Consider the following 17,541-nt stretch of genomic DNA (forward strand, 5'->3'; position numbering starts at 1 on the left):
TTGTTTTAGCAAAAATCAATAATAAATATTTAAATGCTTCCAGAAATGAAATTCACCATTAAAGAAAATAACTTTTACCTCGACAATAAAAAAGTTTTCCTGAATTCGGGAGAGATACACTATTTCAGAATTAAGCAATATCTTTGGGAAACACATCTGAAAGCAGCCAAAGAGGCAGGTTTAACCACAGTAAGTACATACATTCCATGGGCATTTCACGAATCGGTGGAAGGCGTTTTCGATTTCGAGGGCAATACCAGTCCTGAACGAAATCTGATTGGCTGGTTTAAACTATGCCAGTCTCATGGTCTGAATTGCATTGTAAAACCAGGACCCTTTATTCTGGCCGAATTCCGTGGTGCCGGACTTCCCGATTGGTTTATGGAAAAACACCGCGAAGAGGTAAAAATGCGCAACAGCAAAGGAGAAATTTTTCCAAGCGATGGTGTAAGCTTGTTTAAACCTGTATACCTCGAAAAGGTTAGCCTTTGGTACGATCAGATTATGCCCCTAATCGGCCAATACCAACAATCTGCCGGAGGCCCAATAATCATGATGCAGATCTGCAACGAAATTGGTGTATTCCCCTGGTTAGCACACCAGGCAGACTATTGTGAAGAAGTGAAAGACCGTTTTCAAAACTATTTGAAAGGAAAGTATACTTCCCTGGATGACATCAATAGCTTATGGGGAACCCATTACAGCAACTTCTCACAAATTGAACTTCCCCCCGACGGGCGCCATCCTTTTACTTCAAAAGCTGATCGAAGCAGAGATTATGAATGGCATCGTTTCTGGCGAACCTATTTTGGCGATTACCTGAGAATGCTCACGCGTTGGGCCAGAGAAAGGGGTGTTGAGGTTCCATTTTACCATAATCTGCCAGGCTGGATTTATGGAAACGGTTATGAATTTCCGGTAAATATTACCATGTACGAAGATTTGTATGAGGAGAAAAGCGAAATCATCTTTGGTGTCGATCATATTCCCGAGTTCCTCTCTTACCGCAACATGCACGACGACCGTATTATCAACGACATTACATCTGCTATGCAAGGCAATAAGCCCTTGTTTGCGGCAGAATTTCAGTGTGGTTCGCGCGAATACCATGTGGTAACCAATCCTCGCGAGATGGAGCTTTTTTATAAAGCCAGTGTAGCCAATGGATTGACCGGATGGAACTATTATATGTTTTCGCAAGGGCGAAACACCAGGCACACAGGCTATTCCGGATCGACTTTTTATTGGTTTAATCCCCTTACACCCGAGGGGCAGCGAACCAATGCCTTTCCACTGGTTAAACGCATGAGTAAAATAATTAATACATCGGAAGAACTAATAGTAAATGCAAAACGCAAAGCCGAGGTTTGTGTGCTGTTTTATCCTCCTTATTATGCCACAGAACTGGAGCGTCCTGTTTCAGAGGCATGCAATCTGGTGTTTAATTATTCATCCATCCGTCGTCCGGCCTATTTCGATGGTTTATTGAAAGTATTGCAGGTCCTGAATATCGACTACGACATGGCCGACCTGAGTAAGGTTTCGGCAGATGAGTTAAAGCAATACAAACAGCTTTGGGCTTTTAGCACCGACGAAATGAATGCCGGTAGCCAACAAACACTGGTAGACTATACAAATAAAGGTGGCAATCTGGTACTATTCCCCTACCTGCCCGATCGCCAGATGACACAAGAACCCTGCACCATTATTCGCGATGCTTTGGCCATATCGCCTTCGGGTACAGAAAGTATCGATTCGCCTTTAATCGACGTATTTGGCCTTCAAGACATCAAATGCGCTAATCCGCAGAGTGTTTTTACGGTTGAATCCTTGGCCGGTGCCGAAATTATTGCCCGTACCATCAGAGGCACAGCCTGCGGGTTTACAAAAAAACTCGGCCAGGGCACTCTCACACACCTGGGTACCTGGATGGGTTTCGACACAGAAGGGCATAAACCGGTTTATGAAGCGCTACTGTCTTTGTCTGGAGCAAAGCTTCGCCAGATCACCGCAAGCAACGAGAATATTGCTGTGCGCCAGCGTTTTTCGGACGAAGGCCACGCAATGCTTTTTGTAGCAAATTATTACAACGAAGAGCATAGAGTGAAAGTAAGCTACACCCATCCCGGAAATGGCGAATCGGTTACAATTCCATATTTTCAGAACGATATGCCCTTGCCAGCACTTTATGGAATACTCACACCGGTGTGCCAGAAGATTGAAGAAGACATTGCCATCCTTCACAGCACTTCTGATATTCTCCAGATTAAACAAACAATCAATCAGCTTCAGATTAGTTTGTATGGCAATCGTGATCTTCCGGGAGAATTGGTGTTTGAGGGCCCCGGAGTAAACAAGTTTCAATCCGCTACACTCGATGGTGTTCCCTTAAAGATTACACACTATGGCAAGCGTGCGGTATTAACCTATATGCATCATCACGAAAAAGAAATGACTTTATGCATAGAGATGAGTGTATAATTTCTTCTAACCTAAAACCTGTATTTAATCCCTACTTGAATGAAAATAAAAAATTCATCCGGGCTGGCTGTCGAATTTCTTGCCAACGGCTCAATCAAACACATTGAGGCCGAACCCATCCGGATAAGCCTTAAATCATCCACTCCTTTCTCCAAACCAGGAGCAAATATTTTTCTGCGAAAAAGAAATAAGCCATACAAATACATTGCACTTACCGGCCCTGAAAGCAACAGCATCGTTGGTATAAAAGAAAATACCTTCTTTGCCAAGGGCCGGTGGAATGAGTTGGATTATTTCTGCACCCTGCAGCTTTCGAAAGAAAGTATGAGCTGGCAATGGCATATAGAAATTACCAATACCACCGAAAAATCTATTGAGCTCGACCTGTTCTATCTGCAGGATATTGGGTTAAAACAAATATCCAATGGTTTAACCAACGAGTATTATGTAAGTCAATATATCGAGAGGCTTGTTTTTGAAGATTCCAATTACGGAGCTGTAATTTGTTGCCGACAAAATATGAAAGAGCCTACCGGCAATCCCTGGACGATGATTGCCTGCCCCAATGGCGCCATTGCCGGATGCACAGATGGCATGCAGTTTTACGGCAAAACTTATCGCGAAACAGGCATTCCTGAGGCCATGCTAATAGAAAAGCTCGGCGGAAACCTGGCCGGAGAATCGTCCATTGTGGCGCTGCAAGAAAAACCTTTTATACTGAAAGGCAGAGCGCAGCATTCCAGTATTTTCATTGGTAGTTACCAGGCAGATCATCCAAAGGCTTCCTCGCCCGACGATTTAAAAATTCTGCCTGGGCTTATACAAGAATTTACCGACAATGCTTTAGTACATGATCTGAAAAGCAAAATGATTCCCGCAAAAAACAGTTTCAGCAACGCTTCGTTTTTAACAGTCGACGACCTTACGGAAGAAGAGTTGGATCGTTACTTTGGTACCAACAGACGCCATACCGAAATAGAAGAGGGCCAACTGTTTTCATTCTTTTGTAAAGAAAACAACCATGTAGTTCTACGGGCCAAAGAATCGCTTGTCGACAGGCCTCATGGTCATATTATGCAAGCTAAATCGGGGTTTTCTCCCGACGAAAACATTGTTTCAACCACAGCTTATGCCTTTGGCGTATTCAATTCGCATCTCACCCAGGGCAATACCAATTTTAATGTGCTGCTTTCGGTTTGTACCAGTCAGTTTAATCTGAATACCGAATCGGGGCAAAGAATCTTTGTGGAGATCGATGGCCAATGGACATTGCTTGGAGTTCCTTCGGCATTCGAAATGGGACTAAACCACTGCCGTTGGATTTATAAATCGGGTAACCGGAGCTTCCAGGTTCGCACATGGACTTCAAAATCTGCACCACGCGTAAATATGGACTTTCATGTGTTAAGCGGCGAAAAAGTGAAGTTGATGATTACGCACGATTTTGATGAACTGAGTTGGTGGAATATCTCGCAAGGCAATTCTAAAAACGAATACATCGCAACGCCAGGGATAGGGACTATGATTACACAAAAATTTCCAAAAGCTCATTTCCGAATTCTGGTCAATAGTATTCCGCAATGTCTTTTTGCCAATCAGGAAATGATGCTAATCCCTCCACATCCAGAAAAAAAAAGCTGTGCTCTATTTGTTCTTAAAGTGGAAGAAACCTTTGCTTTTTGCATGAGTTTTATTGCGGAGGTAGTTTCTTCTTCTGAATTAACGGAACTAAAAGATGCTGACTCCCGATTTGATGCTGATTGCAGAAGTGCACAATATAGTTGGAAGGAATTGAGTTTGAACCTCGAACTGAAAAGTTTGCACCCCGACATTGCTGCTATCAATGAAATACTTCCCTGGTATGGAATGAATGCACTTATTCATTTCCTGACTCCATATGGCCTGGAACAATTTAGCGGTGCTGCCTGGGGTACACGCGATGTGTCGCAGGGACCGATAGACTTGTTGTTGACCATGGGAAAATACGATGAGGCAAAACAAGTGTTGCACACGATATTTTCCAATCAGAATCCTGATGGTGGATGGCCACAATGGTGGATGTTCGACAGCTACTCCTCCATCCGGGCGCACGATTCGCATGGCGATGTATTTTATTGGGTTATCATCGCACTTAGCGATTACATCAAAATCACCGGCGATTACAGCATACTCGACGATATAGTTCCCTTCTATTTTGAAGGGGATAAATCGAAAGCTGAATTCTTCACCATTCGTGAGCATGTGGACCGGCTGATACAGATGATTGTGCATTCGTTCTTACCGGGTACTGCCTTTGTTCCGTTTGGCGGCGGCGACTGGAACGATTCGCTCCAGCCTGTAAGCAGAGAATTAGCTGAACGATTGATATCGAGCTGGACGGTTGAGATGAATTACCAATCGTTTAGACAATACAGCAAAATTCTTGAAAAAATAGACGAGCCTAAGGCAACCGAACTCAATGTAATTTGTGAAAGAATTAAAATCGACTTTAATAAGCACCTTATGAAAGAAGGTGTGGTTGCCGGTTATGGGTTGTTAGAAGAAGATGGCAGCATAAGTCTTTTACTTCATCCGAGCGATACCCGGACCGGTATTAAGTACAGTATACTTCCCATGAACCGGGGAATCATAAGCGAACTATTTACCGAAAAACAGGCAAAATCTCACCAAAGTATCATCGACCAGTATCTGAAAGGGCCCGATGGAGCAAGATTGATGGACCGCCCACTTCCATACAAAGGAGGACTTCAAACCATATTTCAAAGAGCAGAAAGCAGCACTTTTTTTGGTCGCGAAATAGGGCTTATGTATATCCACGAGCATATCCGCTATGCCGAATCGCAGGCCCGTTTGGGCAATGCCGATGCATTTGTCAAAGCGCTCAGGCAAGCCATTCCGGTTGATTATAAAAAGATAGTACCCTGTGGAGATATTCGCCAGGCAAATTGCTATTACAGCAGTTCTGACGTAAGCTTTAAAAGTCGTTACGAGGCTGATGTGCGTTACGACGCAATAAAAACTGGAAACATTACCCTCAAAGGCGGATGGAGGATCTACAGCAGTGGTCCTGGTATTTATGTGAGCATGATAGTGACCCGACTGCTTGGTATCCGAATTGAATTTGAGTATGTGGTCTTCGATCCGGTTTTACCCTTATCAATGGATGGATTATCAGCCACTTTGGATTTTATGACCCGTCAGGTAGAAATTAAATACAATGTGAAGGAGAGCACCCATAGTCCGAAATCCATCCTTGTAAACGAGCGATTATTGCCTTTTGGCTACCAGGAAAATGCATATCGTCATGGAGGTGCAATCATTCTGCTTTCGGATTTTATTTCCTTGCTGAAGCAAAGCGATAACACCATTGAAATTTTCTTGTAATGGCACAACAGATTTCAAAACAAATGATTTAATAAAATATTAAGTTATATGAAAAAACATTCCCTCATTATAGGCTTCATTGCCATTTACTGCATTCTTTTAACAGCATGCCACACAAAAGAGAATCCGCTAAGTGGCAATCATAACAATCAGCAAAAGGTCGATTCGTTGCTAAAAATAATGACCATAGATGAAAAAATCGGCCAGCTTAACTTATTGGGTGCAGGATTCGATATTACAGGCCCCAAGATAAGCGAAAACCTGAGGCAACAGGTGAAAGAGGGCAAAGTGGGCGCTGTATTAAATGCCTACACCGTAGGGTATACTTCCGAATTACAAAAGCTGGCAGTTGAGCACACTCGTCTGGGTATACCCTTGCTCTTCGGCTTCGATGTAATTCATGGTCATCGCACCATTTTTCCCATACCCTTGTCACAATCCTGCAGCTGGAATTTATCTTCCATTGAGCAATCCGACCGGATAGCTGCCACTGAAGCCAGTGCTGAAGGTATCAACTGGACCTTTGCGCCCATGATCGATATTTCGCGCGACCCACGTTGGGGCAGAGTGGCAGAAGGCCCCGGTGAAGATACCTGGCTGGCTGGGAAAATAGGAGCAGCAAGGGTGAAGGGATTTCAGGGTGAGAAACTTAGCGACAACAATACAATTCTTGCCTGTGTAAAACATTTTGCAGCCTATGGGGCACCTCAGGCTGGAAGGGATTACAACACCGTAGATATGTCAGAGAGGAGCCTCCACGAATATTACCTGCCTGCATACAAAGCTTGCCTCGATGCTGGCGCCAGAACGGTAATGACTTCTTTTAATGAAATTTCTGGTGTACCTGCCACAGCCAACCAATGGCTTTTTACCGATTTACTCCGAAACGAATGGGGGTTTAAAGGTTTTGTAGTAACTGACTATACGTCTATCTACGAGCTTATTCCGCATGGTGTTGCTGAAGACTCGATTTCTGCAGGTGAGCTGGCCTTACTGGCAGGAGTTGACATGGATTTACAATCGGAAATTTATTCGAAATACCTGAAAGAATCGTTCGAGTCCGGAAAAGTTTCAATGGACCAGATTGATGAAGCTGTAAACCGAATTTTGCTGGCAAAATATGCCCTCGGCTTATTTGACGATCCATATCGATACTGCAATGCCCAGCGCGAAAAAGACGAACTAATGACCCCTCAATCGCAAAAATTTGCACGCGAATTTGCCACAGAAAGCTGTGTGTTATTAAAAAATAGCAAGCACACTCTTCCTATACCAAAAAATGTAAAAAAGATTGCGCTGATCGGACCACTGGCCGACTCGAAGGAAGATATGCTTGGCTCCTGGTCGGCCGCTGGAAGAGCTGCGGATTGCATTACCCTTCTGGAAGGTTTAAAAGAAAAATCAGAACAATACCACTTTTCTGTTCAGCATGCCAGGGGTTGCGAAGTAAAAAGCTCTTCCCAGCAAGATTTTAACGAAGCTTTGCAAGTGGCCCGCTCGGCTGATTACATTGTATTGGCCTTGGGCGAAAGCAGAGATATGTCGGGCGAGGCAGCCAGCCGCACGGATTTATCACTGCCCGGAGTACAAATGGAATTGGCACGGCAGCTGATAGCACTGGGCAAACCGCTGGTAGTAGTTTTATTCAATGGCCGCCCACTCACCATTTCAGAATTGCACGATAAAGCCCCGGCCATTTTGGAAGCTTGGTATGGTGGCACACAAGCAGGCCATGCCATTGCCGATCTCCTGTTTGCCGATGCCATACCATCGGGAAAATTAACCATGACCTTTCCACGAAATGTGGGTCAAATTCCAATACATTATAATGTAAAAAACTCGGGCAGACCATTTTCTGCCGATAACCCAACCGACAGGTATAAATCGCACTACCTCGATTCGCCCAATAGCCCTTTGTATCCCTTCGGATATGGATTGAGTTATAGCCATTTTGAATATAAAAACCTTCAAATCGACAAGACTGTGTTTAATAAGAACGACAGTGTCAGAATTTCGGTAGATATAGAAAATAAGGGCCCCTACACCGCCTCTGAAATTGTTCAGCTCTATGTAAAAGATGAAGTAGGAAGTGTTACCAGGCCACTCAAAGAGCTGAAAGGATTTGAAAAGATAAATATCTTAAAGAACGAAACAACAACTATCACATTTTACCTTTCGGCCGATGACTTGAAGTTTTATGATCTTCAGATGAATTACACCTCAGAACCAGGCAGTTTTGTGATATACGTGGGTCCTGATTCTGCCTCAGGCCTGTCGGCTAAAATACAACTAGAATAACACAAATGCGCATTCCATGTCTTTTTTCAAGCATTCCTACCTCCCATGCAAGCAGGTAAGTCAATATTTATTATCTTTTCGGTACAATTGCGCATTCATGTGTTTAGTTAAACTCCCTTCCTGCATTTTCAAGTTGTCTGTAATTATTCTGATTATGGCAACCTTAGGCCTTTCGGGTCAGGTAAGAGAACAGGAAGAAATTATCAATTTTCTGCACAATAGTTTTCAGATAAAGGATCAGGTCTGGGACATCGAAACAAACTCTGTAAACGGGTTTGCATATTTTGCCACCAGCCAGGGTTTGCTTCAATACGATGGATTAGCTTTTTCAAGACACGAAAGTAGTGAAACCAAACAAATCAGGGCTGTTAGGATCGATACGAACGGAGTCATTTTCACTGGTGGGTTTGAGTCTTTTGGTTATTGGAGTCAGGATAATGATTGCCGCTACGAGTATCATCCGCTTTCCGATTCGGTATTGGTGAGCAAAAACGACGAGATATGGAAAATTCATTTATACAATCACGAGGTTATCTTTCAATCTTTTACAGCGCTTTACATCTATAATTACAAAACTATTCGGAAAGTTGAAGTACCAGGTTTTATGATATTTATGTTTCGGGTTAACGGCCAGTTTATCGCCCAGGTTCTCGATCAAGGCTTATTTACTTACCAAAAAGAAGTTTTTCAGTTTATAGAAGGCAGTGAGGTATTTATCGATGTTAAAATTCACGACATTGTATCATTTGATTCAACTTCCTTTCTAATATGCACTGACAAGTCGGGAATATTCAAATACAGCAATAAAGATTTTACTTATTGGGATTCGCCTGCTTCAAAATTTCTGCAAAGTTATAGCTGCAATGCAGCTATTGCCCCAGACGATAGTTCTTTTGTGTTTGGCAGCATTTTGAATGGCATCATCCTTACCAACCACAAAGGTGTAATACTTCAACAATATAATTACGGCAACGGTTTAGGCAACAATACGGTCCTCTCCCTTCATTCTACTAATACTGGTGGAATATGGATAGGGCTCGATGAAGGGACAAACTATATCAGTAAGCAATCGAACATTACTTATTACAATACTCCCGAAGGCAGTCTGGGTACCATCTATTCGTTACTTTTGCACAATCAGACTTTGTACCTGGGCTCGAACCATGGGCTATTCAGAACGGATATTTCTCAAAAAGGCAGCAATCTTTCTTTTTCGCCCTTAAAGTTTATTCCCCGCAGTCAGGGTCAGGTATGGACCCTCGCACAATTCGATGGAGAAATTCTTTGCGGACATAACGAAGGCACTTTCAAAATACTAGATGATAAAATTGAGAAAATATCTGGGATTACTGGTGGATGGACGATAAAACCTTATGACGACCTTTTACTTGAAGGCACCTATACCGGGCTAATCACGTTTAAAAAAGACAGGAACGGAAAGTGGGAGTACCACAATCGTTTAGAAGGCTTTTATGAACCCAGCCGGCATATTGAGATTGACTATCTGGGCTATATCTGGGTTTCGCATCCGCAAAAGGGTATTTTCAGATTAAAACTGAATGAAGCGCGCGATTCGGTTCAGGTGGCAGCATCCTATACCCGACTAAAAAGGAAATTGGGGCTTACGGATGTGTTCAAAATAAATAACCGGATTGTATTCTCCACAGGCGTAGAGTTTTTTACTTACGACTATGTCAACGACAGCATTGTTCCATTTGATGTCCTGAATAAAACCCTGGGAGAATATAAACAGTCGCAGCAAATAGTGCATCACGAAAAAAACCTGTATTGGTTTGTGAATAGAAATAAGCTGGCATTGTTTCGTTTTTCACTCGAATTTGAATCGACCCTTGTCAACGAATATAATCTTGTGGAAGGAAACCTGCCAGGGCAGGATCTGGCAATATTGCCAATTAATTTTACCGATTTCCTGATCTCGAACCGAAACGGACTTGCCTTGCTTCAGGAGCCAGTGGATCGTGAAAAGGAAATTCTAAGATCAATTGTGGTGCGTAAGGCCTTTTTCCAGGGCCGCAATAAAAGCATAACCTATTGCGAAGATATTCAGGACATGCGCGTACCCTATTTTATGAATAACGTGACATTTAGTTTTTCCGACCCCTCCTCCATCGATCTTTCCGGCACCAATTATAAATACCGTATTCATGAAATTGATGCGGATTTCATTCCTGCCAATTTTCCTGAAATAAGATATTACCATTTGAAACCAGGCACTTATCATCTCGAAATTATTTCGGATGTTGATGCTGCACAATGTAAGCTAGTGTTCACAATCAAACCTCCCTGGTATCTTACATCCTGGGCTTATGTTTCCTATTTCCTGCTGGTCTTGATTATTATCAGAGGATTCTACGCGTATTTTCATATCAAGCTGGAAAAACAAAAAAAATTAATTGAATTTGAACTCAAGCAAACCTCTTTGGAAAATCGCCTTCAGAACACCAATGTGGAACTTATGTTGTCGCTAAGGTACCTGATTCAAAAGAATGAAACCCTCGAAAACCTGCAAAGGGAGATACAGATACTTCAAGAATCGCCAGGAAATGTTCCTGCGAAGTTTATTAAAAATATGGATGCCCATATTACGCAAGGCCTCGAGCTACAAACCAGGGAGTGGAAAATGGCTGTAAATAACCTAAAACTTTCTCAAGAAGGTTATTTTAAGCGGTTAAAAGAGAAGTATCCCCGCTTAACCAATCACGATATTCGCTTATGCTCCTACCTGCGCATGAATTTTACATCGAAAGAAATAGCACACTTGCTTAATATCTCCATACGAGCAGTTGAAATAGGCCGATACCGCTTACGCAAAAAACTCGAGCTGGAACACGATATCAACCTGACTGATTTTTTAATGCAGGATGGTATTTAACCCATTAAAAATCTATTTCGTATGGAAAAGAAAAAACTCCAATCAACAAAAAATAGTATCTTACGCCTTAGTATCCAATAAAATTCAACTTATTAAATCAATCTAATGAACCCTGATTTTCAACTTATCGATTACCTCATCTTTGCAGCCTATGCAGTGGTTATTCTGAGTGTGGGTTTTTGGGTATCACGCTCAAAAGGAAAGCAAAAAACTGCAGAAGATTACTTTCTGGCCAGCAAATCGTTACCCTGGTGGGCTATTGGTGCCTCACTCATTGCTGCCAATATATCGGCAGAACAATTTATCGGCATGTCGGGCTCAGGTTTTGCAGTAGGATTGGCCATAGCATCCTACGAGTGGATGGCTGCCATTACTCTGATTATCGTTGGTAAATATTTTCTACCCATCTTCATTAGACAGGGCTTATATACCATCCCAGAATTTGTCGAAAAACGATTTAATACTTCCTTAAAAACAATTCTTGCCATATTTTGGATATGCCTGTTTATTTTTGTGAACCTGACCTCGGTATTGTACCTCGGAGCCAAAGCCCTCGATACCATTGTGGGCAGTGGCGATGGAAGTCATTTGATGCTATTTATAATTTGCCTTGCCCTTTTCTCTGCCGCCTATTCGCTTTGGGGTGGGCTTTCGGCTGTAGCCTGGACCGACGTAATACAAGTAGTGCTTCTGGTAATTGGTGGGTTGATTACTACCATTATTGCCCTGCAGCACGTCACTCCATCGGGAAATACTTTCGAGGGACTCTCGCACATTTACCAGGTAGCCGATGAGAAATTTCACATGATACTGAAGAAAGACAATCCCGAGTTTATGAATCTGCCTGGCATTGCCGTGCTTATTGGCGGTATGTGGATAGCCAACCTTTACTATTGGGGGTTTAACCAATACATTATACAACGTGCCCTGGCAGCCAAATCGCTGCGCGAAGCGCAAAAAGGAATTGCCTTTGCGGCCTACCTTAAACTCATTATTCCACTTATAGTAGTAATACCAGGCATTATTGCTTATGTACTTTATGCCCAACCCGAAGGCACAGCCCAAGTGGCTGGTGTAGTGGATGCCTTTGCCAAACCGGGGGGTGGAATTGATTTCGACCGCTCGTACCCCTGGCTGATAAGCACCTTTATCCCCTCAGGACTCAAAGGCCTGGTGGTAGCTGCCTTGGCAGCGGCAATTGTTTCTTCGCTGGCCTCTATGCTGAACTCTACAGCCACTATCTTTACCATGGACATTTATAAACCCATGGTAAAAAAACAAGCAGCCGATAAAAGCCTTGTAAGGGTGGGACGGATTTCGGTAATGGCAGCCTTGATTATCGCCGTTTCGCTGGCCAATAAATTGGGTTCGATCCCACAAATGTTTCAATATATACAGGAGTATACCGGACTGGTAAGTCCGGGCATACTATCGGTATTTCTGATGGGATTGTTCTGGAAAAAAACCTCGGTGCGCGGAGCTATTGTTGGTGTGCTGGCTTCCATACCCGTAGCACTAGCCTTAAAATTTCTGCAAATCGAAATGCCATTCCTCGACCAAATGCTTTATACTGCCCTTATCACAGTGGTGATTATTTTGTTTGTATCGCTGAGCTCGGGCAAAGGCGATGATGACGCTAAAGCCATTCCGTTGTTGCGCGAGACTTTTGAAACAAGCAAGGTGTTTAATGTGGCTGCTTATGCCCTATTGATAATATTGGTGGTGCTATATGTTGTTTTCTGGTAGGTTCCAATGAACTGATTAGTTTTTATAGCTTTTTTAACTTCATATTCAGGCCGTTTGATACCCATCAAACAGCCTGATTTTTTATGCTTTTGCAAGTTAAATGTCTGTTTTCTGAAAGAGTTGTTTTGAGCATGTAAGCAAACAAGGTGTTTTAAAGACTTGTCATCGTTCTATTTTGCTGCCTGGCCAACATACCTTTTGTAAAGGGTTGAATAAAACTAGTAGAAATATGGCTGCAGATTCTTGTGTAAAGAAAATCGTTGGAAATTTTAAGACATAATATTATCCAGGTAAACAAAAAGCCTTTTTATATGTCTGGCTTTGGATATGCATTGCAGTTATTTTAAACCAAAAAAATCAATTGCAAGGGTGCATATCCATTCTGGTCTTTCATCAAAAACAAAATGAGAAGTTTGAGGCAATATACACAATTGAGATTGGTCAATATTTCTATATAATTCTGTTGTATGTTCAATCCTAATCCCATCACGGTCTCCCTGAACAATCATTGTTGGGATTAAAATTGCCTTGATTTTGGATTCTGGAACATAAACCTCCGCTAACCACATCTTTTGTGTGTTTTTCAGGAAAGTATCAACCCGTTCAGGCTCTGGGGTTAAAGATAAATAGGCATCTAACCAGTCTTTATTGTTTTTAAACCCATCAATCATCTCATTTTTCATCCATGCGATCTCCATTTCATCAATTCCATCTAATCTTGAATTTGCTCCTACAGCAATTAGCTTTTTTACTTTATCTGGCCTATCGGACGCTAATATTAACCCAATGACACCTCCATCGCTCCATCCCATCACATATAGACTATCTAATTGAAGTGAATCGATAAAAATTGAGATTTTATCGGAAAGAAACTCATAAGATAAGCTATCGGTTTGACTGGATCTTCCATGACCAGGAGAATCCAGTGCAATTACCTTAAAGTGCGATGCCAATTCTGGAATACACTTTTTGAAGTTTTCGATTGAACCAAGCCCACCATGCAGTAATAAAAGTGGCGTTCCCTGTCCATATATTTCATAGTAGATTTTACTTTTATCAATTGCTATATATTTCCCTATTTCGGTATTAGAACCTATTCTAGAGTTATTATTAGTCTCTTGAGAAAAGACCTGAATGCCAAAGTAATTTAATAGCACTAAGATGATGATTAGAAGAGGTTTCATTAGTAGGATATTAGAGGTATCATATTTTATATTCTGGCAAAGAGAAAAATTCTGCTTTATAGAAATTCTAAAGTTTTACTGATTAGTTTGAGGTAAATAATCTGGCATTGATGTGGGCATGCAACTTAAGGGTGAATGATCTGGTAGCATAAAAGGTATCTCAGAGTAAGCTTCCTCTATCCGAATATGCATCGCTTATTTTGCTGAGCAATTGATCTCTTCCAAATTCTGATTTCTCTTCCAATCAACAGCCGAAAAAAAACCAACTATATTTCTGCTTATAACCGGAAAAGCTAATCGTGGCGCATTTTTATTTTTTTACTGATGCCGATATTTTCGAACCAATCGAACATTTTTTTCAGCAATCTGAAATAGAGTGTGAGGTAAAAAAGTAAGCTCATGAACCAGATTACTGCAATATTCACCCAAAAGGTATTCCAATAACTGCCAAATAAGTACTTGCGCGGTGCATAAAAATGAGCCATCAATGGAAATGCCTCAGGGTCGAGGTAAACAGGATCTATTTTTTGAATCAACTCCCCCTTGTACTCGATAATGCGCACAGCCTCGTTGGTATTCTGCACAAACTCGGTAAGCTTATCGTTATGGTGCCTACGTTTTAATTGCATAAAAGCCTCGCGCTTTTCGGGCGTATTTTCCATTTGCCTGATCAGCTTGTCGCGCTCGTCATTTACCTTGTTGTAACCGCGAATGTAATACCGGTTAATGGTTCGAAGGTATTCTTTCATTGCTTCAATACTGGCATAATCTAGCTTACCACTTTCGAGTGCGCTCATGTATTCAAACTTCACAACTTTGTTTTGTGCCATTTCTTTGGCAAATTCGTTACGAAGCAAAACAAGGTAATTCTGAACCTTATCCTGTTGGCTCACATCGTCAGAATATTTTGCCAGAAAATCCACTTTATTCTCAAGGTTTTTCACCCAGTAATTCTTTTTGTACTCGCACTGGCTCATCAGTTTGTTAAACGAATAAAAATCGCGCATGTACTCGTTCGACATAAACTGGTATACCGCTAAAGCTTCATATCCCCAGCGAGCAGTGATAATTTCTCCATAACCGGGTATACGGTCGGGCGCTGAAATGGAAGGATTAAGTTTTTCGAATTTTACAATTACACCGCTCAATATAATTTGGGGAATAACCAAAAATGGTATCAGGATATAAATAGTTACCACAGTTTTAAAACTGTCGGAAATAACCAAACCAATCATGTTGGCCGAAACCCAGCAACTAAATAAAACAAGCCAATACTGAAAGTACATTCCTTTAATCTCCAGCAGACTATTTCCCACTAACACAAAGCTAATTGCCTGTATGGCCGAAAGCACCAGCAGCACACTTACTTTCGACAACAAAAAGCTCGACCAGCTCAAATTAAGAAAAGCTTCGCGCTTCAATATTTTGCGGTCTTTAATAATCTCCTCGGCGCTTACGGTAAGACCCATAAAAAAGGAAATAATGACCGACATGAAAATATAAACCGGAAGATTGCTGTTGCCCGATAAGGTATATCCTAATTCGTTGGTTTCGCTAACGTTATAATATTTGATAATAAAAGCCAGAATAAATGCAAGCAGAGGGGCTTCGAGAAAATTAATTACCAGGTATTGGGTATTGGAAAGTTTCGAAAGCACATCGCGCTTCACAAATATGATTAGCTGCCTGAGTTTATTGGGTATTTTAAACGATATGCGAGGCAATTCATACTTTTCACCCGCTTGTCCTGATTCTTTCTTTTCGCGCTCTTCGATATAATAGTTATACCATTGTCTGGGCGATATTTTTCGGTTAAGCGTAAATTTGCCATACTCATCGAGCACGTTCGATTCAACGATATTAAAAATCTGTTCCGGGTTCACATTGCCGCACACCCTGCATTCGCTCTCGTTATAATTGGCATGTTGTATTTTCGATTTGAAATACAAAATCGAATCAATCGGATCGCCATCGTAAATCAGATAGCCTCCGGTATCGAGTATCAGCAGCTTATCGAACATTTTAAAAATATCCGACGAGGGTTGATGAATCACCACAAACACCAGCTTACCTTTTAACGAAAGTTCTTTCAGCAGGTCCATGATGTTTTCCGAATCGCGGGAAGACAAACCCGAAGTAGGCTCATCGAGAAACAGGATGCTGGGTTCACGAATAAGTTCCAGTGCTATGTTCAGCCTTTTCCTTTGGCCGCCACTTATTTTTTTATTGAGGGGAGAACCTACCTGAATGTCGCTTATCTCAAAAAGTCCCAGGCTCTGCAGCATTTTATCGACCGTAGCTTTGAGCTGCTCTGGCGAGTAATTGCTAAAACACAATTCGGCATTGATGTAAAGGTTTTGATAAACACTCAATTCCTCAATGAGCAAATCGTCCTGAGACACAAAACCTATCAGACCTTCCACCTTCTTTTTATCACGATGAATGTCTGTATCGTTAATAGTCACCCTGCCTGTTACAGGCGTGTGGGTTCCATTCAGAATATTCAGCAAGGTGGATTTTCCGGCTCCGCTGGCTCCCATAATACCTACCAGGCGGCCCGATTTTTCTGAAAAACTCATTGGGTGCAAACCAATGCTCCCTGTTTTAAAAGTAAAGGAAATATCTTTGGCTTCGAAAAGAATACGCGATTCGGTGGTTTCGGAATGGAAATGCCCTACCACATCGCTGTAATATATCGGATGAATGGCATGGCTGCGTATGGATGAACCGGTATTAAACACATAAACCTTTTCGGGTTGCAGCAACTGACCATTCAGGTATAGCTCGCTTTGGCCCAGGTAGCGAATAAAATACATGTTGGCAGACGCTACATGCAGAATACGCAACTGCCCGTGTATTTTTAACTCAGGGAAAATGGATTGATTCTCTTCCTCGTTCTTAAAATTCTTAAAAATTAAAATGTTTTCCGATACAGGCTCTTCTTCTTCGGTCGAGATGGTATAGTCGCGGATATCGTCATGCTCCCTTCTGTCGATGTTGAACGAATCGGAAACAACGCTGATAAACTCAAATTCCTGGTCAGAAATTTCGTTGCGATCGATGTTCACAAACTCAAAGAGGTGTATAAGTATAATAAACTTCTGCTGCTGGGTAAGCTCACTGTTAATGGAATCGCAAATTCGTAATATTTTCACCGAATCCGGACCAACTCTCCTTTCCCCTTTTCTACTGTTAAGGTCGCGGTGTTTTAGATAAAAGCTATCGTAAAGTTTCAGGTAAACCGGCACAAGGTCCTGGTTAAGCTGTCGGTGTAAAAACGATTCTACTACAGGCCGGCGGTCTAACCCACTCGATTCGTTGCTGTCGGGCCTTACAATAATGGCAAAAAGCTCCATTAATGCTTGTAGAATCTGTTCACTCATCCGTTTTGCGTTGTATTAAACCGATATGCGCCTGGGTAAAAATCAAACGAAGTATCGGACTGAAATAGAATTCGCTGTAATAATAGAATTAATTAACGAAATAAATAAATATTCGCCAGATTTTTGCTATGCTTCTTGAACAATTGGTTTTCTACCTGAATTTTTCTCTTCT

At 41.8% G+C, this 17,541-nt stretch carries 7 protein-coding genes; 5 read left to right on the top strand and 2 right to left on the bottom strand.

Features of this window, described 5'->3' with window-relative positions:
- Nucleotides 1-45: 45 nt before the first annotated feature.
- From IPM71_02680 to IPM71_02700, 5 genes are all read left to right on the top strand, one after another.
- Nucleotides 46-2,481 (top strand): beta-galactosidase, encoded by a 2,436-nt coding sequence (locus IPM71_02680; GenBank protein QQS51648.1) that lies wholly within the window; start codon nucleotides 46-48, stop codon nucleotides 2,479-2,481.
- A gap of 39 nt (nucleotides 2,482-2,520) precedes the next feature.
- Nucleotides 2,521-5,865: a hypothetical protein gene (locus IPM71_02685; GenBank protein QQS51649.1), complete on the top strand. Its 3,345-nt coding sequence runs from the start codon at nucleotides 2,521-2,523 to the stop codon at nucleotides 5,863-5,865.
- A gap of 48 nt (nucleotides 5,866-5,913) precedes the next feature.
- Entirely contained in the window at nucleotides 5,914-8,163 is a 2,250-nt protein-coding gene (bglX, locus tag IPM71_02690; GenBank protein QQS51650.1) for a beta-glucosidase BglX, read from the top strand.
- A gap of 154 nt (nucleotides 8,164-8,317) precedes the next feature.
- Entirely contained in the window at nucleotides 8,318-11,056 is a 2,739-nt protein-coding gene (locus IPM71_02695; protein QQS51651.1) for a hypothetical protein, read from the top strand.
- Between the two features lie 105 nt (nucleotides 11,057-11,161).
- Nucleotides 11,162-12,802, top strand: coding sequence for a sodium/sugar symporter (locus tag IPM71_02700; GenBank protein QQS51652.1), 1,641 nt, complete (start codon nucleotides 11,162-11,164; stop codon nucleotides 12,800-12,802).
- Between the two features lie 338 nt (nucleotides 12,803-13,140).
- Here the strand turns inward: IPM71_02700 and IPM71_02705 are convergent, their stop codons facing one another.
- Together IPM71_02705 and IPM71_02710 are read right to left on the bottom strand one after the other, a co-directional pair.
- Nucleotides 13,141-13,986 (bottom strand): alpha/beta hydrolase, encoded by an 846-nt coding sequence (locus IPM71_02705; GenBank protein QQS51653.1) that lies wholly within the window; start codon nucleotides 13,984-13,986, stop codon nucleotides 13,141-13,143.
- A gap of 293 nt (nucleotides 13,987-14,279) precedes the next feature.
- A complete protein-coding gene (locus tag IPM71_02710; protein QQS51654.1) occupies nucleotides 14,280-17,369 on the bottom strand; it encodes an ATP-binding cassette domain-containing protein in 3,090 nt (1,029 codons plus the stop codon).
- Between the last annotated feature and the right edge of the window lie 172 nt (nucleotides 17,370-17,541).

The organism is Bacteroidota bacterium, assembly GCA_016699695.1.
In the GTDB taxonomy this organism is placed as follows: Bacteria; Bacteroidota; Bacteroidia; order Bacteroidales; family UBA10428; genus UBA10428.

Bases quoted from the DNA above. Each gene is read 5' to 3' on its own strand.
- IPM71_02680 (QQS51648.1), top strand. From the start codon at position 46: ATGAAATTCACCATTAAAGAAAATAACTTTTACCTCGACAATAAAAAA.
- IPM71_02685 (QQS51649.1), top strand. From the start codon at position 2,521: ATGAAAATAAAAAATTCATCCGGGCTGGCTGTCGAATTTCTTGCCAAC.
- bglX (QQS51650.1), top strand. From the start codon at position 5,914: ATGAAAAAACATTCCCTCATTATAGGCTTCATTGCCATTTACTGCATT.
- IPM71_02695 (QQS51651.1), top strand. From the start codon at position 8,318: ATGGCAACCTTAGGCCTTTCGGGTCAGGTAAGAGAACAGGAAGAAATT.
- IPM71_02700 (QQS51652.1), top strand. From the start codon at position 11,162: ATGAACCCTGATTTTCAACTTATCGATTACCTCATCTTTGCAGCCTAT.
- IPM71_02705 (QQS51653.1), bottom strand. From the start codon at position 13,986: ATGAAACCTCTTCTAATCATCATCTTAGTGCTATTAAATTACTTTGGC.
- IPM71_02710 (QQS51654.1), bottom strand. From the start codon at position 17,369: ATGAGTGAACAGATTCTACAAGCATTAATGGAGCTTTTTGCCATTATT.